22 protein-coding genes are annotated in these 23,968 nt (G+C 66.4%); 11 read left to right on the top strand and 11 right to left on the bottom strand.

Features of this window, described 5'->3' with window-relative positions; all coding sequences use genetic code 11:
- Positions 1–2: 2 nt before the first annotated feature.
- The 5 genes from JO236_RS14735 to JO236_RS14715 form a co-directional block, all read right to left on the bottom strand.
- Positions 3–1,274, bottom strand: coding sequence for a TetR/AcrR family transcriptional regulator (locus JO236_RS14735; RefSeq protein WP_293331454.1), 1,272 nt, complete (start codon positions 1,272–1,274; stop codon positions 3–5).
- A 79-nt stretch (positions 1,275–1,353) separates the two neighbouring features.
- Complete coding sequence (locus JO236_RS14730; protein ID WP_293331694.1) at positions 1,354–2,001, bottom strand: nitroreductase family protein; 648 nt, start codon at positions 1,999–2,001, stop codon at positions 1,354–1,356.
- 103 nt (positions 2,002–2,104) lie between these two features.
- The gene (locus tag JO236_RS14725) at positions 2,105–3,214 is read right to left on the bottom strand and encodes an acyl-CoA dehydrogenase family protein (protein WP_293331451.1); all 1,110 of its coding nucleotides are present in this window, start codon (positions 3,212–3,214) and stop codon (positions 2,105–2,107) included.
- Entirely contained in the window at positions 3,211–4,374 is a 1,164-nt protein-coding gene (locus JO236_RS14720) for an acyl-CoA dehydrogenase family protein (protein ID WP_293331448.1), read from the bottom strand. The genes JO236_RS14725 and JO236_RS14720 overlap by 4 nt, the downstream gene beginning before the upstream one ends.
- Before the next feature lie 77 nt (positions 4,375–4,451).
- A complete protein-coding gene (locus JO236_RS14715; RefSeq protein ID WP_293331445.1) occupies positions 4,452–5,432 on the bottom strand; it encodes an SDR family NAD(P)-dependent oxidoreductase in 981 nt (326 codons plus the stop codon).
- A gap of 165 nt (positions 5,433–5,597) precedes the next feature.
- Between JO236_RS14715 and JO236_RS14710 the strand changes: the two genes are divergently transcribed.
- From JO236_RS14710 to JO236_RS14680, 7 genes are all read left to right on the top strand, one after another.
- The gene (locus JO236_RS14710; protein ID WP_293331691.1) at positions 5,598–7,337 is read left to right on the top strand and encodes a nitric oxide reductase activation protein NorD; all 1,740 of its coding nucleotides are present in this window, start codon (positions 5,598–5,600) and stop codon (positions 7,335–7,337) included.
- A 91-nt stretch (positions 7,338–7,428) separates the two neighbouring features.
- A complete protein-coding gene (locus JO236_RS14705) occupies positions 7,429–8,271 on the top strand; it encodes a CbbQ/NirQ/NorQ/GpvN family protein (protein ID WP_293331442.1) in 843 nt (280 codons plus the stop codon).
- A 77-nt stretch (positions 8,272–8,348) separates the two neighbouring features.
- A complete protein-coding gene (locus tag JO236_RS14700; protein WP_293331439.1) occupies positions 8,349–9,467 on the top strand; it encodes an ABC transporter substrate-binding protein in 1,119 nt (372 codons plus the stop codon).
- A 3-nt stretch (positions 9,468–9,470) separates the two neighbouring features.
- On the top strand, positions 9,471–10,598 hold the full coding sequence (locus JO236_RS14695; RefSeq protein ID WP_293331436.1) for a spirocyclase AveC family protein: 1,128 nt from the start codon (positions 9,471–9,473) through the stop codon (positions 10,596–10,598).
- A complete protein-coding gene (locus JO236_RS14690) occupies positions 10,591–11,592 on the top strand; it encodes an SDR family NAD(P)-dependent oxidoreductase (protein ID WP_293331433.1) in 1,002 nt (333 codons plus the stop codon). Before JO236_RS14695 ends, JO236_RS14690 begins: the two co-directional genes overlap by 8 nt.
- Positions 11,593–11,602: 10 nt before the next feature.
- Entirely contained in the window at positions 11,603–12,820 is a 1,218-nt protein-coding gene (locus JO236_RS14685; protein ID WP_293331430.1) for a cytochrome P450, read from the top strand.
- Between the two features lie 192 nt (positions 12,821–13,012).
- Positions 13,013–14,497, top strand: a complete 1,485-nt coding sequence (locus JO236_RS14680) for an aldehyde dehydrogenase family protein (protein WP_293331428.1) — start codon at positions 13,013–13,015, stop codon at positions 14,495–14,497.
- Between the two features lie 80 nt (positions 14,498–14,577).
- On the opposite strand, the gene JO236_RS14675 is transcribed toward JO236_RS14680, so the two are convergent.
- Entirely contained in the window at positions 14,578–14,868 is a 291-nt protein-coding gene (locus tag JO236_RS14675) for a hypothetical protein (RefSeq protein ID WP_293331426.1), read from the bottom strand.
- A gap of 218 nt (positions 14,869–15,086) precedes the next feature.
- Here JO236_RS14675 and JO236_RS14670 point away from each other — a divergent pair, with 218 nt between their 5' ends.
- Together JO236_RS14670 and JO236_RS14665 are read left to right on the top strand one after the other, a co-directional pair.
- Positions 15,087–16,235 carry a thiolase family protein gene (locus JO236_RS14670; RefSeq protein WP_293331423.1) on the top strand — a complete coding sequence of 383 codons (1,149 nt, stop codon included), beginning with the start codon at positions 15,087–15,089 and terminating at the stop codon, positions 16,233–16,235.
- A complete protein-coding gene (locus JO236_RS14665; protein WP_293331420.1) occupies positions 16,232–17,035 on the top strand; it encodes a crotonase/enoyl-CoA hydratase family protein in 804 nt (267 codons plus the stop codon). The genes JO236_RS14670 and JO236_RS14665 overlap by 4 nt, the downstream gene beginning before the upstream one ends.
- A 63-nt stretch (positions 17,036–17,098) precedes the next feature.
- Here the strand turns inward: JO236_RS14665 and JO236_RS14660 are convergent, their stop codons facing one another.
- The 3 genes from JO236_RS14660 to JO236_RS14650 are packed head-to-tail and all read right to left on the bottom strand — an operon-like array spanning position 17,099 to position 19,714.
- Positions 17,099–18,115 (bottom strand): NAD(P)/FAD-dependent oxidoreductase, encoded by a 1,017-nt coding sequence (locus JO236_RS14660; RefSeq protein ID WP_293331417.1) that lies wholly within the window; start codon positions 18,113–18,115, stop codon positions 17,099–17,101.
- Positions 18,112–18,630, bottom strand: coding sequence for an isoprenylcysteine carboxyl methyltransferase family protein (locus tag JO236_RS14655; RefSeq protein WP_293331414.1), 519 nt, complete (start codon positions 18,628–18,630; stop codon positions 18,112–18,114). The genes JO236_RS14660 and JO236_RS14655 overlap by 4 nt, the downstream gene beginning before the upstream one ends.
- Positions 18,631–18,637: 7 nt before the next feature.
- Complete coding sequence (locus JO236_RS14650) at positions 18,638–19,714, bottom strand: type III polyketide synthase (RefSeq protein WP_293331411.1); 1,077 nt, start codon at positions 19,712–19,714, stop codon at positions 18,638–18,640.
- A 59-nt stretch (positions 19,715–19,773) separates the two neighbouring features.
- On the opposite strand from JO236_RS14650, the gene JO236_RS14645 reads away from it, so the two are divergent.
- Positions 19,774–20,913, top strand: coding sequence for an NAD(P)H-binding protein (locus tag JO236_RS14645; protein WP_293331408.1), 1,140 nt, complete (start codon positions 19,774–19,776; stop codon positions 20,911–20,913).
- Positions 20,910–21,632: a CPBP family intramembrane glutamic endopeptidase gene (locus JO236_RS14640; RefSeq protein WP_293331405.1), complete on the top strand. Its 723-nt coding sequence runs from the start codon at positions 20,910–20,912 to the stop codon at positions 21,630–21,632. The genes JO236_RS14645 and JO236_RS14640 overlap by 4 nt, the downstream gene beginning before the upstream one ends.
- On the opposite strand, the gene JO236_RS14635 is transcribed toward JO236_RS14640, so the two are convergent.
- A complete protein-coding gene (locus tag JO236_RS14635) occupies positions 21,595–22,971 on the bottom strand; it encodes a DUF2867 domain-containing protein (protein WP_293331402.1) in 1,377 nt (458 codons plus the stop codon). The two genes, JO236_RS14640 and JO236_RS14635, sit on opposite strands and share 38 nt — an antisense overlap.
- A 57-nt stretch (positions 22,972–23,028) precedes the next feature.
- Positions 23,029–23,841: an enoyl-CoA hydratase gene (locus tag JO236_RS14630; RefSeq protein WP_293331399.1), complete on the bottom strand. Its 813-nt coding sequence runs from the start codon at positions 23,839–23,841 to the stop codon at positions 23,029–23,031.
- Between the last annotated feature and the right edge of the window lie 127 nt (positions 23,842–23,968).

Raw genomic sequence — 23,968 nt, 5'->3', positions numbered from 1 at the left:
TCCTAATTGCCGCGAACCGCAACGCCGCGCAGGACCGTGTCGCGGGCGTGCAGTAGCGACGCACGTATCCCGATGAGGCGAAGAATGTTCTCGGGTATCCACTGCATGCCAATGACGCACCGCGCCAGCATCGCGGTCGACGGGCTGTCGATCCGAATCTCTCCCGACCGGACGCCCTCGGAGAGCAGTGATTTCATCTGTCGCAACCGCGTGGCATAAAGCCAACCGGGGTTGGGCGTGTCGGGGGGAGACTGTCGCATCCAGGCAAGCTGAATCCGGAACTCGTCGGAGAACTGGTCCAGCGCGTTGACGTTGACCCAACTCAGCGCGTCAAGTTTCTCGACGGGTGTCGAGTCCGTACGCAGGACGTCGACCCAGCCCGCCTCTACCTTTTGGCCGAACGACCGCATGATCGAGGCGAGCAGTTCGTCCTTGGACCCGATCACCCGATAGACGGTGCCGGTGCCAAGCCCTGCCGCGGACGCGATGTCGCGGATCGTGGTGACCTCATACCCTTTGCGGCCGAACTCTGTTCGCGCCACCGCCCGCAGATGGGCGGCTTTGTCGCCGGGATCGGCGTCGCTGTCGTCGGCCCAGGTTTCGATGACGTTGTAGGCGGCGGCGAAGGCCTTGGAACGATCCAGTGCCGGATCGGCGGGCGGCCTCGCGGCCAAGCCTTGCAGGATGATTCGACACAACAGGCCAGCCACCTGGTCGGCCGAGGCCTTGTCGCGCATGACATGCAACCCCACCTGCAGCATGGACTGGCAGATGCGGTCGGCCAAAGTCGGCAAATCGATGTCGGGCTTGATGTAGCCGCTCCACCTGGCGGCGCGCAGCGTCTGCAGCATCGCCTCCTGGATCGCTGTGGGCTGCTGCTGGGTGAGCTTCATCAGCTCCGGATCCGCGCTGGGCCCCTCGTAGAACGACATCTGCAGTGCGGCGGGATGCTGCACGGCACAGTTGGCGATCGCGGAGCCCAGCTCGGTGATCTTCGCGGCGATGGGCCGTGGGTCGGGTTCGTCCAACCGCGCCTGCGCGTTTCGCCCGATGCGGTCAAGATCGTCCTGATAGCGGTGAATCAGCTCGACGAGGATCGCTTCTTTGGACTCGAAGTGGTGATAGAGGCTGCCTGGGAGAATGCCTGCCGCGTCGGCGATCTCTTGCAGCGAGGTCCGCAATCCCGAAGACGCGATCAGGGACGCCGCGGTCTGCAGGATCTCGGTTCGGCGAGTCCCGGAATCGGCTGTGCTCCATACATCGGCTTTGGCCATTGCTAGCGGTGCGACTCGCCTTCTGGGATGAACCAAATCTTTGTTAGAGGTTATCAGAACACCCAGCTCACGGCTGCGTCTAAAGCGGCGGGCCGTCCCAGCGGTCGAGTGCGATCACCTCGTCGAGGGGACGCCGCGGGGCGGGCCGGAAGGTGTGCCCGGGGCGCAGGCGGCCCACCGGGAGTAGGCAGCCCTGGACATAGCCCTCCGGGATCTCGAGTAGCTGACGAACATCGTCTTCACGGTGCAGGTGCAGGGTGGTGATGCATGTCCCGTAGCCCCGGGTATGCAGCGCCAGCTGAAAGTTCCACACCGGCGGGAAGAGCGAACCATATAGCGTGGCCCGGTGAAATGACTCGTCGCCGTCGATGCGTGGCAGATACGGCTGGTAGCAAGGGATTACCAGCAGGGGTACTTTCGCCATGTTCTCCACCAGCCACTCGGTGGACGACAACAGTCGGCTTTCCGGGGTGCCCGCCGGCATCAAGTCCGACAGCAGCTGCCCGCCGACCCGCAACAGATAGGCCTCGCGGTACAGCTCGGCGAGCCTGTTTCGGAGCCCGGGGTTGGTGACCACAAGCCACTTCCAGGACTGCGCGTTGGAGCCGTTGGCGGCCTGCAGGCCGATCCGCAGGCAATCGCGGATGTCGGCGGGGTCGATGGGCGTGTTCAGGTCGAGCGACATGCGCGCCGAGCGGGTGGCAGTGAGTAGGTAGTCGGTATCCATGATCAGGCGTTGACCCTCCGCCGCACGCATACGTCGAGGATTCCGCCGGCCGCCGGCCGTCCGGTGCGTTGGGGCTCTGCGACGACCTGATCGGTGAAGTCGATCATGGAAGGCCTCCAAGCGATTTCGTGAGACTGGCGCCGATTTCTTCGAGATAGCGGTCGGGCCCGCCCAGGAATTGGCTCCAGCTCAGCAGCCGCTTGAGGTAGAGGTGCGCATCATGTTCCCAGGTGTACCCGATGCCGCCGAACACCTGGATCGCGGTGTCGCCCACGCTGGCCAGTTGCCCACTGAATGCCTTGGCCCGAACCGCGGACAGGTGGCGCTCCGCGGCGTCGGCGTTGTCGGCCGCCCAGAGCGCGTGGATCACTCCGCTGCGGGCCAGCTCGACTGTTTCGAACATGTCGACGCACAGGTGTTGGACCGCCTGAAACGAGCCGATGGGTTGGCCGAACTGCTGCCTGACTTTGGCGTATTCGATGGCCATCTGCATGACCGTGCGGGCGGCGCCCAGCGCGTCCGCGGCCGCGGCGATGAGTGCGTCGTCGACGACCGCGGTGACCACGTCCGCCGCCGGGGCGGCCAACCGCCGCGCGGCCGCGTCGTCCAACGTGACCCGAAAGTGCTTGCGGGTGGCGTCGATTCCGTCCTCGCGCGTCACGGTGACGCCGGCGGAGGCGGCGTCGACCTCGAAAAGCCCGGTACCGCCCCGGTCTTCGGCCAGCACCAGCAGCACGCGAGCCGCGGCGGCATCGGGAACCGCGCCGATGTCACCGCACAGCCGCACCCCGTCGTCGTGCTCGATGGCCGCCGTCGTGTCAGCGTTGCCGAGTCCCACCACGGTGGCGATCGTGGTGCCGTCGGCGATTCCGGTGAGCAGCTTCACCCTGCCCTCGAAGTCCTGGCCCTGCCGCGTCAGCGCTCGGGTGGCCGTGACCGCACTGGACAACCACGGCCCGGGGTGCAGTGCCGCGCCGAGCTCTTGGGCGACGATGCCCGCTTCGACCATCGTCATTCCGGCTCCGCCGCATTCCTCCGGCACCAGCAGTCCGGTTGTCCCGAGATCGGCCAGGCCCTGCCAGACCGTGTCGGTGGTGCCGCGCGGATCGTCGAGCAACTCGCGGGCGTGACCGGAGACCGGGGCCTTCTCCGCGAGAAAGCGCCGCACGGTGTCGCGGAGCGCGACCTGTTCTTCGGTGAGCTCGAGGTTCATTTGCGCGGCAACCCCAACACCCGCTGCGCGGTGATGTTCTTGTTGACCTGCGTCGTGCCGCCGGCGATGGTCAGCGAGCGCGAAGACAGCCGATAGTCGGCCCAGCGCCGCGGCCCGCGCGTGCCCAACACGTCGAACGCCAGCGCGGCCAGGTCCTGTCCGATCTGGCCCCACTCGGTCTTGGCCAGGCTTGCCGTCCCGAACACGGCGATATCCGGACCGCCGTGCAGTGTGGCCGAAATCGACCGCTGGCAAAGGACTTCCAGGTATTTGATGCGCACCGCGAGCTGGCCGAGGCGCTGGAGGGTGGCCGCGTTGCGCAGGGCCGACCGCCCGGGCACGGACGCCTCGGCGAAATCGGCGACCAACTCTTTCAGCCGCACTTGCAACTCGGCGTAGAGGCGCGCGGCCCCGGCGCGCTCGTGGCTGAGCGTGGTGGTAGCGACCTGCCAGCCGGCATTGAGCGGACCCAGCAGGGCATCGGCCGGCACCCGCGCGTCGTGGAAGAACACCTCGGCGAAATCGGCGTCGCCGTTGAGGGTGACCAGTGGGCGGACCTCGACGCCGGGCAGTTTCATATCGACGATCAGGCAGGAGATGCCCTGGTGTTTCGGGGCATCGGGATCGGTGCGCACGTACAGCTGACACCAGTCGGCCCGGTGCCCGAGTGAAGTCCAGATCTTTTGCCCGTTGATGACGAAGCTGTCGCCGTCACGCGCCGCACGGGTGCGCAGCGAAGCCAGATCGGATCCCGCTTCCGGCTCCGACATTCCCTGGCACCAGATGTCATCCGCGCGCAGCATGCGGGGCAGCAGCGTCGTCTTCTGCGCTTCGGTGCCGTACTGCATGATGGCGGGCGCGATGTTGTTCATGCCGATTACGTTGAGCGGCAATGGTACTCGGGCTCGAGTGGTTTCTTCGGTATAGACCAGCTGCTCGAGCAAGGTCGCTCCGCGACCGCCGTATTCGCGGGGCCAGGAGACCGCCGCCCAGCCGGCATCGGCCATGGTGCGATTCCACGCCCGAAGCCTCTCGAACACGGCATCGTCGCGGCCCTGGTTGCGTCGCGCGGCGATGACGTCATCGGTCAGGTTCGCAGACAGCCACGCGCGCAGGTCGTTGCGGAACTCTTCGACTTCAGCGGGGTAAGAAAAATCCACGTTTCCTCGTGCGTGAGTGATGGCCGACCAGCCGGACTTTACGGTTGAGCAGATATTTGGTCAACAAACCGGCTGCTTCAGCCCTTGTTGCTGTGGTGTTCGGGGAACGCGACATCAGCGTTGCCTGGCATCGCGCTGACTCCGCGTCGCTCACACACTTCCAGCACCTCGTCGACGATCGACGTGGGCACGAAGAATGTGTCGGTGGCGGAGATCTGCTCGAGGTGGGCCTGGATGTCTTCCGCAGTGGGTTCGCTTTCGGCGGGTGCCAGCCAACCCTCGCTGAGGCCGACGAACACACGCGCGTAGCGCCCGGCGGCTGCCGAATAGTTGCGGTGAGTGAACGTGCAGGCGCTGCTTGCGAGGAAGGTGACCAGCGGCACGACGAGTTCGGGCCGGATGGCCCGCATGAAGCCGGACTGGGCAAGAAACCTCTCGTCGCCCACGGTCTCTGTGACCATTCTCGAGAAGCCAATGGGCATAACGGAATTGGCTAATATTCCATGGGCTTCGCCTTCGATCGCGATCACGTTCGTCAACCCCACCAGGCCGGCCTTCGCCGCGGCGTAATGCGCTTCCATCGGCTGGCCGAAGATTCCGGCGGAGGACGAGATGAACACAAACCTTCCGCCCCCGTTCTTCTTCATCACGCGGAACGCGGGTTGTGACAGATAAAAGCCACCGTCGAGATGTACGCGCAGCATTCGCGTCCACTCGTCGAGTGAGAGGTCTTCGAATGGCACACTGCCGAAAATTCCGGCGTTACTGATGACCGCGTCGAGGCGCCCGAATGCGCCGACGGCAGCATCGACAATCGCCTGCCCGCCGTCAGGGTTGTCGACCGAATCGTAGGATGCGATAGCCGTGCCACCCGTCTTTATGATCTCGTCGACCACCTCGTCGGCGACGTTGGAGTCCGCGCCGTCGCCGCGCATCGATCCGCCCACGTCGTTGACCACCACCGCGGCGCCCCGCCGGGCCAGATCCAGCGCATAGAGTCGTCCCAGTCCGCGACCCGCGCCGGTGACCACCGCGGCCCGGTCATTAAAATCAATCATGTTGCGCTCCTGGCTAATTCGCGACGATCCCGTGCAGACACCCCGCCGGGGCCGCCTTCGGCAGTGACTACAGCCGACGGGCTGATCTGATTGACTGCACTGGAAGCGGACTCTATTCTGGAACAGATATTTGGTCAACGCCTGCACCATGGTTCGGAGGTCGAGCTGGCACACGACGCTCGTGCCGAGCGGTTACAGGCCCTCGGCATGTTCGCCTCGGCGCTTGCGGGTCGGCCCGTGGCGGTTGACCAAGTGCAACAGGGTGAACCGCCGTGGACTAACGGCCAAACGGTTTACGTCGATGCTTCCGCGCAGGCCCGGCAACGCGAGACCCTCCGGGCGATAGCCGTGCAGGCCTCGCTGATCGCGGGCGGCAGCCTGGATCCCGACGTCATGCGCGCTCTGGTCCGCCACCCCCGGTTGGCCAGACGCTATCTCGCGATCGAGGGCCACCGCGCGGTGGTCGGCAACGCCGCCCTGTTACCAAGTGTGTTGGCGTCGGTGGGCAACCGCGACATCGCACGTCGCAGCGACTCACCCGCCGCGTCGCTCAGCATCGCCGGCGGACGCGCGGCGATCGACGACCCGGTGCCGGGATTTGGTGTGATCCGTGCGGCGAAGGTCCTGGCCGCGGGTGCAAAAGCGGCCGCCCACCAGGACCGGGCGAACCCCGGCCATGTCCCGCGAGACCCGGCTCGGCAGGAACTTGAGGAACTCGACGACGGCGCGATCGACGATTCCGATGATCCGGATCTGTTCACCAGCCCGGTCGGCGGGGGTGGCGTCATCGGCAAGTGGCTGAAGAAGATGCTGTCTGCCGCGCGCAAGACCGGCGCCGGCGGCGGACCACCCGGCGCGGATACTCCGACGCATCGGACCAATGCGGCGAACCGCGGCCTGCACGCGGTGTCGTCGTTGGCCTCGGTGTCGAGCGAGGACGGCGCTGACGTCAGAGGCCGCAATGCCGTCGCCGACGGTGTGAGTTATCCGGAATGGGACGTCACGCACAAGAGCTACCGGCCCGCGTGGTGCACCGTGCGGGAGGTCGAGCCGCAGGTCAAGGCGTCAGCGACCGCGGCGATCGACGACGCCATGGGCGTGCGGCGTCCGCTGGCACGACTCGGCATGGGTCTGCACCGCCGCCGTCGTCAATCCCAAGGTGACGACATCGACATCGACGCGGCGGTCCAGGCCCGCGTCGAGGTGCTGGCCGGGTCGGTTCCCGACGAGGCGGTGTACCTCGACAGCCTGCGGCGCCGGCGCGATCTTTCGGTGCTGCTGCTGCTCGACGTGTCGGGGTCGGCGGCGGAGCCCGGAACGCTGGGGCGTACGGTGCACGAACAACAGCGTGCGGCCGTTGCCAACCTGACTGTCGCGCTGCATGATCTGGGCGACCGCGTCGCGCTCTACGCCTACTACTCGCAGGGCCGCGGCGCAGTCAACCTGGTGCCCGTCAAGCGGTTCGACGACCACCTGGACTCCCGAGTCATGAAGCGGCTCAACAGCCTCGACCCCGGCGCGTACTCCCGACTCGGCGCGGCCATCCGCCACGGCTCGGCGGTGGTGGAGGCACGCGGAGGTACGTCGCGGCGGCTGCTGGTGGTGTTGTCCGACGGACTGGCATACGACCATGGCTACGAGCGGGCTTACGGCGCCGCGGACGCGCGCCGTGCCCTGATCGAGGCCCGTCGCCGTGGCACCGGCTGCGTATGCCTGACTATCGGCGCGGGAACGGACGCGCAATCGCTGCGCCGGGTCTTCGGTAGCACCGCGCATGCGACGATCGCGCGCCCAGACCAGCTCGCCGGGGTGATCGGACCACTGTTTCGGTCCGCGCTGCGCTCGGCAGAGGTGCGCCGCCAAACTTCCGCGAGCGTGCGTGTTAGTACAGCGACACGCCGCTAGTCACGTACATCTGCGCACACTCGCGGGGAAGCTTGAAACAAACATCTGTTCCGGCTAGGCTGCACTCAACGCGGGCGGCAGAAGGAAAGTTATGGCCAACGAGTCCGGACTCGTGCAACGCAACGGCACGACCCCGGAGGCAGACAGCGTGCGGCCCTATTACCAGGTGATCGGCGGTGAAGAGGCCCTCTTCAAGGCCGCCTACCGGCAGGGTTTAGCGCTCGTCTTGAAGGGGCCGACGGGCTGCGGCAAGACTCGCTTCGTCGAGGCGATGGCCTACGATCTGGGCCGGCCGCTGATCACCGTCGCCTGCCATGATGACCTCACCACCGCGGACCTCGTCGGTCGGTATCTGTTGCAAGGGGACGAGACGGTGTGGGTGGACGGCCCGCTTACCCGGGCGGTGCGCGAGGGCGCGATCTGTTACCTGGACGAAGTGGTGGAGGCCCGGCAGGACACCACCGTGGTCCTGCATCCGCTGTCGGACCATCGGCGGCAGCTGCCCATCGAGCGTCTTGGTGTCACGCTGGACGCAGCCCCTGGATTCGGCCTTGTGGTGTCCTACAACCCCGGTTACCAAAGCGTGCTCAAGGACCTCAAAGACTCGACCCGCCAGCGGATGGTCACCGTCGAATTCGGCTTTCCCGCAGCCGATGTCGAGGAGAGCATCGTCGCACACGAGGCCGGTGTGGACGGCGCCACCGCGGCCGAGTTGGTGCGCCTCGGGCAGGCCATCCGTCGCCTGGAAACCGGCGGGCTGCGTGAGGTCGCGTCGACCCGCGTGCTGATCGCGGCGGGCAGGCTGATCGCAGAGGGGCTGCCCATGCGGGTGGCGGCCCGGGCGGCCATCGCCGGACCGCTCACCGACGACGTGGCAGTGGGTCGGGGTCTGACCGAGATGATCGAGGTCTACCTGGGCGGGTCTGATGATTGACGCTGCATAACGGCCCCGCTAGGGTATCGGAACAAATATTAGGTATAGGCGCGCGTTGGAGTCACCCGGGAGGCCAGATGTCCTACGAAAGCAGCGCAGAGCCGATCAAAGTCGGCTACCTGATGGACTTCAGGCTCCCGCCGGGTTTCCCCGACGAGATGCTGGCGGACTTCACGCAGTGCTTTGATCTGGTATTCCAGGAGGCCGTAGAACTCGGGTTGCTGGACCGCCCGGTACAGATGGTCTACCGCGAAGTGGAGGGTCTGCCCAAGGGATCGGTCAAGGCGGTGATCGATGCATTCGGTGAGCTCGTCGAGGAAGGCTGTCTGGTGGTTTTCGGACCCCACATCACCGACAACTGCGTGCCCACGCGGGAAGCGATCGAAGAGCGATACAAGGTCCCGGCGATCAGCGTCACCGGAACCGATGACTGGTTGGGCGAATGGACATTCTCCTTCCCGCAGGGATCGATGACCGACGAGCCGATATTCATCGCGGACCTCGTCGCCAAACGCGGGCTCCGGCAAATCGGGGTCCTCGTCGAGCAGAATCTGATCGGTGAAAGCTATCTGAAAAATCTGCGAAACGCTTGTCGGCGCAAGGGTATTCGCATCGTTGCGGAAGCAGCGATCGCCCAGACCGCACAGGACATCAACGAAGCCGTGCGGACCCTGCATGATGCGAAGGCCGAAGCGATCGTGCATCTGGGCTTCGGCTTCGGGATCGTCTTCATCAATCCCGCGCTGCAGGCCGTCGATTGGGACCCGCCGAGGTTCACCACCACGGCATTCCAGAACGCCTGGGTGAACCCGATCATGTGGAACGCGTTCATGGGATGGACCGGGGTCGACCAGTACGACGAGGAGAACCGCATCGGCCAGGATTTCCTCGATCGGTACGCCAAAAAGTACGACGGCAGGCGTCCCGAATATTGCGTACCGGTGGTCAATCATGACGTTGCCGCGACGCTGGTGCGGGCATTCACCGATGCGCACCCGCTCAGCCCGCGTGGGGTCAAAGAGGCGCTGGAGCGAGTAAAGATGATGCCCGCCGCCGCGGGTGCGCCCGGCACCCGGGTGTCATTCGGAAAGTGGACGCGGCGGGCTTGGATGGGTGCCGGCTATCTGGTGGCGCGCAACCTCGATGCCGACGGCGTCAACTCGCACTTGGTCGATCGCTTCGGAGACGAGGGCTGACTCGTGACAACGGAGCAGCCAGCACCGGTGCAGGCGGACGAGGAGCCCACCCGGGCGCGTGGCCGGGGCGGCTGGATTGCCGGCGCCGCGCTGGCCGCCTTCGCGTTGTTCTTCATCGCGAACTGCCGCGTGGCCCTCGACCCGCGCGTCGCCAACCCGGATGTGCACGGCCGACCGCGACCGGTGAAGTTCACGTTCGGGCTGGACTACATCACATTCCTGGACAACGCCACCGTGGTGGCGCTGATCGTGCTGCTGCTGGTGTTCATCAGGGGCTGGCGGCGCAATCCGGGCAGCCCGGTGATGTTGATGTTCCTGTGCACCACGCTGATCGTGTGGCAGGACCCGATCATGAACTGGTCGCCGTTCGCGGTCTACAACCCCGATCTCATTCACTGGCCGGAGTCCTGGCCGCTGGTATCGCTGTCGCCGACCGTCGAGCCGTTCGTGGTGTTCGGCTACGTGATGTTCTATTTCGGGCCTTACTTCCCGGCGGTCTGGATCCTGCGGAAGCTACAGGCCAAATACGGGCCTACGTCGTTCGCGTCACGCCGCCCGCTGGTCAGCCTGGGCCTTCTCGCCCTGGTGATCGGCTTTGTTTTCGATGCGTTCCTGGAGAACATCCTCATCCACTGGGGCATGTACATCTACTCGCAGGTCATTCCGTGGGGCTCGGTGTTCACCGGCACGACCTTCCAGTTCCCGCTGATCTGGGAGTCGTTCTCGGTGTGCTTTGTGATGGTGCCGGCAGCGATCCTTTGTTACCGCGACGACACCGGTAAGTCGGTGGCCGAAAAGCTCGCCGCCAAGGCGAAGCTGTTCCCGACGCGACCGGTACTGGGCACGTTCCTGGTGATGTTCGCCATCATCAACGTGTCCTACTTTGCCTACGGCGCCTGGTTCTGGGCCATCAAGGTCAGCCATGCCGCGACTTCGGTGGCCTGCCCGTGGCCCTATCCAGAGGCGAAAGTCTATGACCCACAGGGCTTTTACGAGAGGGCGGGCGCGCAAGGTCCGTATTCGGTCGGTATCTGGTCAACCTGGGCAAGCGGGGAGCCCAACGGGCGGCCGCGCGTCGAACCGCCGCCACCCGGTCACGGTGCCTGTGCCTCCGCGAACAAGAATGGGTGAGCCTCGCAGCGTCGTCATCACCGGCGCTTCCCGTGGCCTTGGCTTCGCCTCGGCCGTTCGGCTCTACCGCGAGGGCTGGCGCGTGGTCGCGGCGATGCGCACACCCGATCTCGGGATTACGCTGCTGCGCAAGGCGACAGGGGCGCGCGAGGATGACGATCGACTGATCGGAGTGCAGCTCGACCTGTTGGACAGCGCGTCGGTCGCCGCGGCGGCCAAGGCGATCGAAGAGGCCGTCGGCGCGCCTTACGCCCTGGTGCACAACGCCGGTGTCTCTGCCGCCGGAATGGTGGAAGAGACCGAACTGGCGCTGTGGCAGCGGATATTCACTACCAGCGTCCTGGGTCCCGTCGCGCTGACCCAGGCTCTGCTGCCGTCGATGCGTGCGGCGGGCGAGGGGCGAATCGTCTTGGTATCCAGCGCGGCCGGGGTGCGCGGCCAGCCGGGCACCGCGCCCTATTCGGCGGCCAAGGGGGCGTTGGAGCGGTGGGGTGAGTCGATGGCGTGCGAGCTCGCACCGTTCGGCCTCGGTGTCACCGTCCTGGTGGCCGGCACGTACGACACCGCCATCATCACCGACGCGGGCACCACCGACGATCGCAACTTCGACGGCCCCTACGCCCGGCTGCACCACTCCATGAACACCCGCGGGCGGTTCGCGGTCAGCTTCGCCCGGCCACCCGAGCGGTTCACCGACGGACTGCTCAAGGCGCTGGAGGACCGTAGTCCGTTCCGTCGGCGCGGTGTCGGACCTGATGCCTCAATGCTGTTGGTTGCCAACAGGATCTTGCCGGCATCCGGCATGCACCACGTGTCCCGGATGGCGCTCGGCATACCCAGACAGGGATCGATGCGCGGTGGGGCATGGCCCTTGACGGTCGACCAAAGGCTCATGGTTTTCGCGGCGCGCGTTCTTCCCGCGCCGGTGTTGCAGCGCTTGGGCGCGCTGGCGGCGAGGCGTCGCAAGGGAACTGATGGAACTGAAGTGGACTGAAGGGGTAAGTATGGAACAGCTTTTTGACGACCTCGAGGACTTCGGCTCCTTCGACGACGCGATATCCGGTGATGTGCGAGACCCGTACACCGAACTGGCGCGGCTGCGCCGTGAGGAACCGGTACAGCGGCTCGAGACCTCGGGGGCGCTTCCGCACGAGGAGTCGTTGCCGATGTTCATCGTGTATCGGCACGAAGATGTCCAACAGATGCTGCGCGACAACGAGACGTTTTCGTCGTCGGCCGTGATCGCGGCGTTCGGCCCGGTTCTGGGTGAAGGGGTGATGCTCGGCATGGACGAGCCGGTCCACGGGAGGCTGCGGTCGTTGATATCGAAGGCGTTCACGCAGAAGTCGTTGGCGCGGTGGGAGAACGAGCTGGTCGGCCGCGTGGCGAATGGGCTGATCGACAAGTTCGCACCCAACGGCAAGGCAGATCTGGTGAAGGAGTTCACCTTCGACTATCCGAGCCAGATCATTGCGCGCCTGTTGGGCTTGCCGGAGAAGGACTACCCGCAGTTCCAGCGGTGGTCGATTTCGCTGCTGAGCTGGCTGATGAATCCCGAACGGGGACTTGCGGCCTCGGCTGCCCTGTGTGACTACTTCGCGCCGATCCTGCAGGCCCGCCGCGCCGAGCCGAAGGACGATCTGATCAGCGCGCTCGGTGCGGCGGAAATCGACGGGCAGAAGCTCGCGGACGAGGAGATCTTCTCGTTCCTCCGGTTGTTGCTGCCGGCCGGCGTGGAGACGACCTACCGGTCGCTGGGAAGCCTGCTCTTCGGCCTGTTGTCGGATCCAGCGCAGTTGGAGGCGATCCGCGCGGACCGGTCGTTGCTGCCGCAGGCGATCGAAGAGGGCGTGCGGTGGGAACCGCCCTTGCTGACCATCACCCGGGTCGCCACCCGCGACACCGAACTCGGCGGGGTGCCGATACCGGCCGGTTCGACGGTGATGCCGATGCTGGGAGCCGCCAACCGGCAGGAAGACCGCTATCCCGATCCGGATACTTTCGACATCTTCCGGCAAGCCAGGGGCCACCTCGGCTGGGGGCACGGTGTGCACGTCTGCCTCGGCATGCACCTGGCGCGCCTTGAAATGCGCACTGCCATCAACCTTTTGCTTGACCGGCTGCCGAATCTTCGACTGGACCCGGACGGTGGTGACCCGCACATCCGCGGACAGGTTTTCCGGTCGCCGACGTCGCTACCCGTGCTGTTCGACCCGCAGTAGAGATGCGATCTTCATGGCTGCAGGGCAGCGGAAAGAGCGTGCGCCAGGTGTGCGGGCGCCGACACCCTGCAGGTTGTAGGTTGCCAATCGGCTAGTTTCCAGTAAGGCTCTCCGTAGGGTGAGCCGTCTGGGGATGGTTTCCCGCGTCCCGGCGCTCTGAGCAGCGCCTCGTCTAAAGAGAGCTGAACAAGTATGGCTGACACTGTAAAGGTCCGGTTTGAGCCCAAGATGATGATCGACGGCAAGCTCGTCGACGGCCAGGCCGGCACCTTCACCAACATCAACCCGGCGACGGAGGAGCCGCTGGGCGAAGTTGCGGACGCGTCGACGGAAGACATGCACCGAGCCATCGACGCCGCTCGGCGCGCCTTCGATGAAACGGACTGGTCAACCAACCACAAGCTGCGTCAGCGTTGCTTGCTGCAACTGCATGAGGCTATCGACGCCGAGCGGGAAGAGCTGCGCGAGGAGCTGATCCTCGAGGTCGGCGCGCCCCGGGCGATCACCTTCGGCCCGCAACTGGACGCTCCGCTGGAAGACGGGCTGCGGTATCCGGCCAAGCTGATCGACGAGTACCCGTGGGAAACCGACCTGGGCGACAAGGTCATCAGCCTTACCGGAACGCTGACCACCCGCAAGGTCTGGCGGGAACCGGTGGGCGTGGTCGGCGCGATTGTGCCGTGGAACTTCCCGTTCGAGGTCACCCTCAACAAGATCGGCCAGGCGTTGGGCACCGGTAACACCGTGGTGCTCAAGCCGGCACCGGATACGCCGTTCAACGCCACCCGGCTGGGCCGGCTGATCGCGGAAAAAACCGACATTCCACCCGGCGTGGTCAACGTCGTCACCGCGTCGGACCACCTGATTGGTGAGGAGCTCACGCTGTCACCCAAGGTCGACCTGATCTCGTTCACCGGGTCCACCGCCGTCGGCAAACGGATCATGGAAAAGGGCGCCCTGACCATGAAGCGGTTGTTCCTGGAGCTGGGCGGCAAGTCGGCCACCATTGTGCTCGAGGACGCGGACTTCGGCCTGGCCTGCGCGATCGGCATCGCGCCCTGCATGCACGCCGGGCAGGGTTGCGCCAACCCGACGCGGATGTTGCTCCCGCGGTCCCGCTACGACGAGGGCGTGGCGATCCTCAAGAGCATCTACGAGAACGTCACGTGCGGCGACCCGCAGGATGCCGGAACCCTTTGCGGCCCGGTGATTTCGGACAAGCAGCGCACGCGTGTGCAGTACTACATCGACAAGGGCGTCGAGGAGGGCGCCACCGCGCTGGTGGGCGGGCCCAACGCGCCCACCGGTTTCGACCGTGGATTCTTCGTCCGGCCTACGCTTTTCGTCGACGTCGACAACTCGATGACGATCGCCCAGGAGGAGATCTTCGGCCCGGTGCTGTCCGTCATCCCGTTCGACGACGAGGAGGAGGCGATCCGGATCGCGAACGACAGCGTGTACGGCTTGGCCGGCAACGTCATGTCGGGCTCGCTGGAGCATTCACTGGCCGTGGCGCGCCGGATCAAGGCCGGCTTCATGGGCGTCAACGGTGGCGCTCCGTACGGCGCCGACACGCCGTTCGGTGGATACAAGGACAGCGGCGTCGGCCGCCAGAATGGTGTCGCCGGTTTTGATCAGTACACCGAAATCAAATCGGTCGCCTATCCGGCCGTCTAGCCTCCTGCGCGCCGAGATTGCCGTGAGGGCTGTGATTGGGCCTCGGACGCGACCATAGCGGCAATCTCGGCGCAGAGGCACTAGCCCGGCGGGAGGGGCCGTTTCAAGGTGCAGACGATGCTCCATTCGTAGTAGTGGTCGCCGACCCTGTCGTAGTCCTTGAAGTGGCGGGCGACCTGAGTGCGTTGCACCGAGGAGCCGACGATCTCCCAGCCCTGTTCGCCGTAGGCCTTCGTGAGTCGGTTCGCCTCGTCTAACGCCGCCTGCAGGGCCTCATCGGTTTGGGCGATGAAAGTGGTCTCCCACCGCTGGGGGTGCCACTTGCCGTCTGACGCCAGCCACCAACCGGGCCCGGGGGAGGAGGTGCTCATACCCGGCACCCTACTTCCCCGAAACTAGCCGGAACGCGAATGAAACGTGACCGCAGTCGTACGTGCGGCCAACGAACTGGCGTCCTTAGCCTGGTCAGCCGCCGACAGGCCGGCCCAGGCGACCCCGCCCCCGTACCGCCCAACGCGTTGGTTGACAATCGACTCAAGTTACTTGAGACATCAGGTCTGAAGTCCAGCGTGTCAAAGGAGAGATTCCCATGGCTGAAGCGGTCATCGTCGAGGCAGTGCGATCGCCGATCGGCAAGCGCAACGGCGGGCTGTCCGGGGTGCACCCGGCCGAGTTGTCCGCACAGGTCCTTAACGGGCTCGTCGACAAGGCCGGTGTCGACCCCGAGGTCGTCGACGACGTCATCTGGGGTTGCGTCATGCAGGCCGGCGAACAGGCCCTCGACATCGGCCGCACCGCCCTGCTGACCGCGGGCTGGCCCGAGACCGTGCCCGGCGTGACCGTCGACCGGCAGTGCGGGTCGAGCCAGCAGTCCATCCACTTCGCCGCGGCCGGTGTGGTAGCGGGTCATTACGACGTCGTCGTCGCAGGAGGGGTGGAGTCCATGTCACGGACGCCCATGGGGGCATCGCTGGCCAACGGCGGGCGGCCCTACCCGGAGCGGTTCCTGGCGCGCTACGAAGGCCGGATTCCGAACCAGGGCCTGGGTGCCGAGATGATTGCCGAGCAGTGGGGACTTGACCGCCTGGCCCTCGACGAGTTTTCCCTCGGATCGCACGAAAAGGCTGCTGCAGCACAGGATTCCGGTGCTTTCGACGATCAGATCGTGGCTATCAAGGACCAGGACGGAAACGCAGTTCTGAAGGACGAAGGCATCCGCCGAGGAACCCCGATGGAGAAGATGGCCTCGCTCAAGCCGGCGTTCAAGGAAGACGGCGTGATCCATGCCGGCAATTCCTCGCAGATCTCCGATGGCTCGGCGGCGCTGTTGTTCATGTCCGCCGAGAAGGCAAAGTCGCTGGGGCTCAAGCCGATCGCTAAGGTGCATACCGCCACGCTGGCCGGCGCCGACCCGGTGATCATGCTGACCGCTCCCATCCCGGCGACTCAGAAGGTGCTGAAGCGCTCCGGGCTGTCCATCGACGAGATCGGGGCCTACGAGGTCAACGAGGCGTTCGCGCCGGTACCGTTGGCGTGGCTGCGCGACATCGGCGCGGACGAGAAGAAGCTGAACCCCAACGGTGGCGCGATCGCGCTGGGGCACCCGCTCGGCGGGTCCGGGGCGCGGCTGATGACGACGCTGCTGTACCACATGCGGGACAAGGGAATTCGCTACGGCTTGCAGACCATGTGTGAGGGTGGCGGGCAGGCCAACGCGACGATCCTGGAGCTGCTGTGACCCAGACCGCAGGCAGCGAGCCGGGTGCGCTCGTCGAGCGCCGCGGCAACGTCCTGGTTATCACGATCAACCGGCCCGAGGCGCGCAATGCGGTCAACGGCGCCGTTAGCATCGCCGTCGGTGATGCGATGGAAGAGGCGCAAAACGACCCCGACGTGCGGGCCGTGGTGATCACCGGCGCCGGCGACAAGTCGTTCTGCGCGGGCGCCGACCTCAAGGCGATCGCGCGCCGGGAGAACCTGTATCACCCCGACCACGCCGAGTGGGGTTTCGCCGGCTACGTGCACCATTTCATCGACAAGCCGACGATCGCGGCGGTCAACGGCACCGCGCTGGGCGGCGGCACCGAGTTGGCGCTGGCCAGCGACCTGGTGGTGGCCCACGAGCTGGCCCAGTTCGGGCTGCCCGAGGTCAAGCGTGGACTGATCGCCGCGGCCGGCGGTGTCTTCCGGATCATGGAGCAGTTGCCCCGCAAGGTGGCGATGGAATTGCTGTTGACCGGCGAGCCGCTCACCGCCTCCGACGCCTGGGAATGGGGCTTGATCAACCAGGTCGTCAGGCAAGGATCGGTGCTCGATGCCGCGCTGGCGCTGGCCGCCCGCGTCACTGTCAACGCACCGCTGTCGGTCCAGGCCAGCAAGCGCATCGCCTACGGGGCCGACGACGGTGTGATCACCGCTGACGAAGCGGGCTGGGACCGCACCATGCGCGAGATGCAAACCCTGATCCGATCCGAGGATGCCAGGGAAGGTCCACTGGCGTTCGCCGAGAAGCGCGAGCCGGTCTGGAAGGCACGTTAGAGCGCGAGCAGACGCAAAAGCACCCAAATTTGCCCATTTGGGGTGCTTTTGCGTCTGCTCGCGCTAGTGCGCCAACACGTTGACCGCGCGCCGGAACACCCCAGGCAGCAGCGCGCACGCCGGCACGATGGCGCGCCGGGCGGCGCGTGGGGCGCTGGCCAGCACCAGACCACGGGTGAGCAACCGGTAATTGCGGGTAACCCGGTACCACGCAGCCTCATACGACGACGGATCGTCGGCGACGATCGCGCGGACCACCTCGGCGGCCTGCTTGACGGCGAGGCTGATGCCCTCACCGGTCAGGGCGTCCTCGTAGCCGGCCGCATCGCCCACCAACAGCACCCGTCCCGCCACGCGCCGGGACACCACCTGGCGCAGTGGGCCGCAACCGCGCGCATGTCCTCGGCCGCCGCCTTCCAGATGCCTTGCTAGCCAAGGGAACCAGTCGAGCTCCGGCTGCCCGGGAGACAGGATCGCCACGCCCACCAGATCCGGCTCCACCGGCGTCACGTATGCCTCCCCCCAGCGGGACCAATGCACTTCGACGTACTCCGACCAGGCCGGCACCCGATAATGCCACCGCACGCCGTAACGCCGCGGGGTCCCCGCGGTCGCTTCGATACCGACGGCACGCCGGACCGGCGAATGCAGGCCATCGGCGGCAACCAACCATTTCGCCCGCACACCGGCGGCCCTCACACCGCTTGCGTCCTGCTCGACGTCGGTTACCTTCGTCCGGATCCATTCTGTGTCTTGCTCTTTGGCCCGCGCCGCCAGCGCGGCGTGCAGGGTGGTGCGTCGCACACCGCGGCCCGGTCCGGTGCGAAACCTGGCCTCGACCCGACGACGTTCGCTCACGTAGGCGATACCGCGAAACGGCATACCGGCCGGATCCACTCCGAGCGAGGTCAATTCGGCCAGGCCGCCGGGCATCAGCCCTTCACCACACGCCTTGTCGATCGGGTTTTCGCGCGGCTCGGCGACGATCACCGACAGCCCTTGCCGGCGAGCGTGTAACGCCGTGGCGAGGCCGGCGGGGCCGCCGCCGACGACCAAGACGTCGGTGTCGTAATCGGTCATGTGTGGTCCGTCAGCGTTGTGTAGCCCAGTGCGGAGTTTTCCACTCGCAGACGCACGCTCAGCAGGATCGCGTTGGCCACCGTGAAACCGGCCGCGGTCAGCCACGCGGTGTGTATCAGTGGCAGCGCCAGCCCTTCGGCAACCACGGCAACGTAGTTAGGGTGATGCAGCCAACGGTAGGGGCCCTTTTGGACGAGCGGCGCATGCGGCAACACGATGACCCGGGTGTTCCACCGTCGGCCCAGCGACGTGATGCACCACCACCGCAGTCCCTGGCTCAGCGCCGCCACGCCCAGCATCGGCCACCCGAGCCAGCCGATGAACGGCCGGTGCAGCGCCCATGTTTCGATGACGCACCCGAGCAGCAGAGCAGTGTGGATTGTCACCATCACCGCGTAGTGGCCACGGCCGAACTCCTTGCCGCCCTGGGAAAATGACCATTCTGCGTTGCGCTTGGACACCACCAGCTCCGCCAGGCGTTCGATTCCGACCGCCAGGATCAGCAGGTAATACACGGCGTGCCTACCATTCGAGCAGGACCAATTCCGAGCAGAAGGCCGGACCCATCGCAATCATCAGCCCGATCGAGCCGGCCGGCGGGGGAGCGGCGATGTTGGCCCGCAGCACATCCAGTACCGAGACCGAAGAAAGATTTCCGTTGTCACGCAACGAATTTCGTGTGTGGTCGAGGGCATCTACCGGCAGCTCCAAGATGTTCTCGACCGCCTCGATCACCCGCGGCCCGCCGGGATGGCAGACCCACGTCGTCACGTCGTGGGTGGTCAGCCCATGGTCGGCGAGGAAATTACGGACATCGTCGCCGAGGTATTTCTCGGTGACCGTCGCGACGTCGACCGACAGCACGATCCGGAAGCCGTCACTGCCAATCTTCCAGCCCATGACCTCTTCGGTGTCGGGGTAGATGCGGCTGCGGGTGGCCAGCACCTTGGGACCGGGCCGTCGGGCGGAGGCCCGGTTGGCGCCGTGCGTGATAACCGCCGCGGCGCCGTCGCCGAACAGGCTGGTCGCGACCAGGTTGGCCATCGAATTGTCTTGGCGCTGAATGGTCAGCGAGCACAGTTCGACCGCCAGCAGCGCTGCCACCTGGTCCGGATATGCGCGGAGGTAGTCGTGCATCCGCGCCACCCCGGCCGCGCCGGCCACACAGCCCAGGCCGAACAGAGGGACGCGTTTGACGTCCTGACGCAGCCCCACCCGCGCCGCCAGCCGCGCCTCGAGTGTCGGCACGGCGAGCCCGGTAACCGTTGTCGAAAATACGATGTCGACCTCCGACGGCCTGAGCTTTGCTTTGTCCAGTGCGGCGACGAACGCCTGCTCGGCCAAGTCTAGGGCGACCTCGATGTAGGCGTCGTTGGCCTCGGTGAACCCGGTCAGCCTCTGGTACCGCGACAGCGGGAGCGCGGTGTGGCGGGACTCCACTCCGCTGCTGAGGGCGAAGCGTCGAAACTCCGGGCCGGCGAAGTCTGTGAGCGCGCCGATTGCCTCGGCCTGGCTGTACCGATTCGGCGGGAATTTGACAGCAACCGCCGCGATGGACGGGTCTGCAACGGTTACCGTGGTGCCTGGTTTTGTCTTCATGGAGTTGGTCACGTCGCCGTGGTCGAGTCGGTTCAATCGGACCCAGGTAGGTTGGTTCTGTGCGGATTCTGGTGACCGGTGCGACGGGCTATGTGGGGTCGCGCCTGATCACGGCGCTTCTTGCGGATGGCCACCAGGTGCTGGCCGCGACCCGAAACCCGGCCCGGCTCAAGCAGTTCGGTTGGTTCGCCGAGGTCACGCCGGTGCGGCTGGACGCGGCCGATCCGTTGTCGGCGCGGGTCGCCCTTGCCGACGCGGGTCCGGTCGACGTGGCGTATTACCTGGTGCATGGGATCGGTCAACCCGGCTTCCGCGACGCCGACAACGCCGCGGCGGCCAACGTCGCGGCCGCTGCCCGGGACGCCGGCGTGCGACGCATCGTCTACCTGGGCGGCTTCGTTCCCGATGACAGCGAGCTGTCCGAACACCTGGCCAGTCGGGCCGAGGTGGCCGATGCCCTGACCGTCGAGGACGGCCCCGAACTGGTGTGGTTGGGAGCGGCGATGATCATCGGCGCCGGGTCGACATCGTTTGAGATGCTGCGTTACGTCGGCGACCGCTTTCCGCTGATACCGATACCGGGTTGGCTGGAAAACCCGATCGACCCGATCTCCATCCGTGACGTACTGCATTACCTGGTTGTCGCCGCCGACGCGGGCCAGGTGCCCGCCGGCGCGTACGACATCTGCGGCCCCGAGACCACCTCGTACCGGAGCCTGCTCGAGGCCTATGCCCGCGCCACCGGAAGGAGGCAGGCGGTGCTGCGGGTGCCCCGGATCGACACCGCGGTGGCCTCACGAGTCACCGCCGTCGCGTTGCCAGTGCCTCCGGGGCTGGCAGGAGACCTGGTCGAGTCCCTGGATCATCCGATGCGCGCGTCCGACGCCGGGCTGCGAGATCGGGTACCCGACCCCCCCGGCGGTCTGCTGTCCGTCGACGACGCCATCGCGGTGGCTTTGCAGGATCACCGCCCGCGGCCCGTCAACGCGCTGGCCGACCCGCACCACCTCGCAGACACCGATCCGGTCTGGGCCGGCGGTGACGCGTTGCGCATCCGACGGCTTGCTCGAGCGGTGACGCCACCCCTCGTCCGCCCGGCCCTGCGGCTGGTCAACATGGTCCCCGGGCCGCTGGCCGGTGTGGTGCGAACCGGCCTGGACGTTCTGCTCGCACTGATGCCGAAAATCCGCATCCCATGAGCCAACCCACCGCGCCCTATCGGACCACCGTGGTCGAAGAGTTGCGTCGCGCGATGACCAATGTCGCTGTGCCACACAACGAACCGCCCTCGGTTGTGTTGCGCCGGCGGATCGTGGTCGGCGTCACCGTGGTGGTCGGTGCGGTGGTGCTCGGGTTTTCGCTGCGGCGCGCGCCGGGCGAATCCAGCTTCTACTGGCTGACGCTGCTGCTGGCGGCCGTGTGGATGGCCGGCGCGTTCGTGTCCGGGCCGCTGCATCTGGGCGGCATCAACTGGCGCGGCCGCAACCAGCGTCCCGTCATCACCGGGACCGCCGTCGGCCTGCTGCTTGGTGGCGTCTTTGTCCTGGGCGGGCTGATGGCCAGGGAGATTGCACCCGTCGCACACCTGATCACACGGGTCCTGCTGTATGCACACGGCGGTTCGTTTGTGCTGATCGTGCTGATCACCCTGATCAACGGGGTTGCCGAGGAGGTGTTCTTCCGCGGCGCGCTGTACACCGCGTTGGGGCGGCACCATCCGGTGGTGATCTCGACGATTTTGTACATCGTTGCCACTTTGGCCAGCGGGAACCCGATGCTCGGGTTTGCCGCGATCATCCTTGGGGCGGTGTGTGCGCTGGAGCGTCGGGCCAGCGGCGGGGTGCTCGCGCCGATGCTGACCCACTTCGTGTGGGGCCTGATCATGGTGCTGGTACTGCCGCCTTTGTTCGGCGTGTGACGTCGGACGACCCGACGACATCGCGGGCCAGCCGCCGCAACGCCAACGACCACAGCGGGCGCGCCGCAAACCAGTACAACCGCCCCGCGAGACCCCTCGGCTGAAAGATCGCCCGAAGCGCGCAGGTGCTGCCGCCGCCGTCGCGCGGTGCGACGGCGATGTCCAACCACGCCCGCCCTGGCGCGCGGATCCGCACACGCGCCCGCAGCCTGCTGCCCAGCTCGCGCTCATGCACGATGCAACGCCGGTTCGCGGCCCGCTCGGCGGCGGCGAACACGTCGTCGGGTGCTGCGGTCGCCACGGCAGTGCGTCTGACGGTGTACACCACGTCGCCGGCCCAGTCCGGGTCGCTGGGCAGCGGTTCGGCGGGCTCGGATCGCGAGGAGGCCCAGGTGGCGTCGGGTGGGCCCGGCGCGGCGGGGTTGAGGGCCAATTCGACGGCGCGGCGGTAGGGCGTCAGGCCTTCTGGCGGAGGCTCGATGATGGTGTCGATATCGCGGTCACGCATCACCGCGTCGCATTCCAGCGACTCGATCAGCGGCCGCGCCAGCCCGGGGGGCATCGGGGTCACGGTGCCAACCCAGAGACTGGCGATCGTGGGGGTCAAAAATGGCAGCACGATCAAACGCCGCCGGCGCAGACCTGCCACCTCGGCATAGATCCGGATCATGTCGCCGTACTCCTGCACGTCCGGGCCGCCGATGTCCCAGGTTCGCGACGACGGCACCGCAACCTTCGCGGCGGCGACCAGGTAGTGCAGCGCGTCGCGGATCGCGATGGGCTGAATCCTGTTATGCACCCACTTCGGTGTGGTCATCACCGGCAGCCGGTCGGTGAGGTGCCGGATCATTTCGAACGACGCCGACCCCGAACCGACGACGACGCCGGCCTGCAGCACCACCGATTCGATGCCGGACTCGATGAGAGCCTGGCCCACCGCGGTGCGTGACTTGAGATGCGTTGAGAGATCGGCATTTTCGGGGTGCAGACCGCTGAGGTACACCACTCGCCGCACCTGCGCTTGACGGGCGGCCGTCACCACGTTGCGGACTGCGCGGGCCTCGTCGGCGGCGAAGTTTTTCGACGAGCCCATCGAGTGGACCAGGTAGTAGACGACATCGACTCCGGCGAACGCGGCGATCAGCGAATCGACGTCCTCCAAATCACCGGCCACCACCTCGGCCCGCTCGCGCCACGGCACGCCTCCTGATTCGGAATCCAATTTGCTCGGGGTACGGGCCATGGCCCGAACTCGATAACCCTCGTCCAGCAATCGCGGCACCAACCGACCACCGATGTAGCCGGTGGCCCCAGTGACCAGGCAGCGCAGTTCTTCCATTTGTTCCTCCGTTGCCGGTTATTCGGAACCGAAACAACGAAGGATGGCAGGGTCTGTTCAGGAGTCGGTGAAGACGGGGTCGCGCCGTTCCTGGAATGCCTTTGTGCCCTCTTTAAAGTCGGGTGCAACCAGCAACCCCGACTGCCCGTCATACTCGCGCTCGAGAGTGGGGTTCAATTCGGTCAACGTGGCGGCGTTGATCGCGTTCTTGGTCTTGGCGTACGCGACCGCGGGACCGGCGAGCAGCCTGGCGACCACCTTGTCCACCTCGGCGTCGAACTCATCCGCCGGGTAAACCGCGCTCACCAGGCCCCAGGAGAGTGCCTCGGCGGCCGGCAAGCGCTCGGGCAGCAGCGCCATCCGCAGCGCCCGGACGCGGCCGACGGCCGCGGCGACCAGAGCCGATGCGCCGCCGTCGGGCATCAACCCGATCTTCGTGAACGCCAGCAGGAAAAACGCTTTGTCAGAGGCCAGTACGACGTCACAAGACAGTGCGATCGAAACACCGACGCCCGCGGCCGGCCCATGGACCACGGCTACGACCGGGTGCGGCAATGTGGTGATGGCTCGTATCAGCCGGTTGATCTCGAGAATGATTTCGTCCGGCGAGGCGCCGCGGCTACCGGACATGTCGTCAGCGCTGATGCCCGCGCCGGAGCTGAAGCCGCGGCCGGTACCGCCGAGGCGCACCACCCGTACGCCCGGGTCGGTGGCCGCGCGTTCCATGGCGTCGGCGATTCCGGTGATCACCAGGATGGTCAGCGAGTTGAGGCTGTCGGGCCGGTCGATGGTCACCGACAGCACTCCGTCGGCCAGCGTGACGTCGAGACCTGCGACAGGCGCAAGCGTCGCGATTCCTGAATCCGGCATGGGTGTCACCCTAGGGGACCGGGTGGCGACCCGCTGCGCGAGGCTACGCCGCGCTCGCGATCGCCACGGGGCGACCGGGTGCACGGCCATCGGCGGCGGCTGCGAAGATGCGAACGGCGTCAAAGTA

This window comes from Mycobacterium sp. (assembly GCF_019247635.1).
Lineage (GTDB): Bacteria > Actinomycetota > Actinomycetes > Mycobacteriales > Mycobacteriaceae > Mycobacterium.
This window is presented reverse-complemented; position numbering and strand designations above follow the sequence as displayed.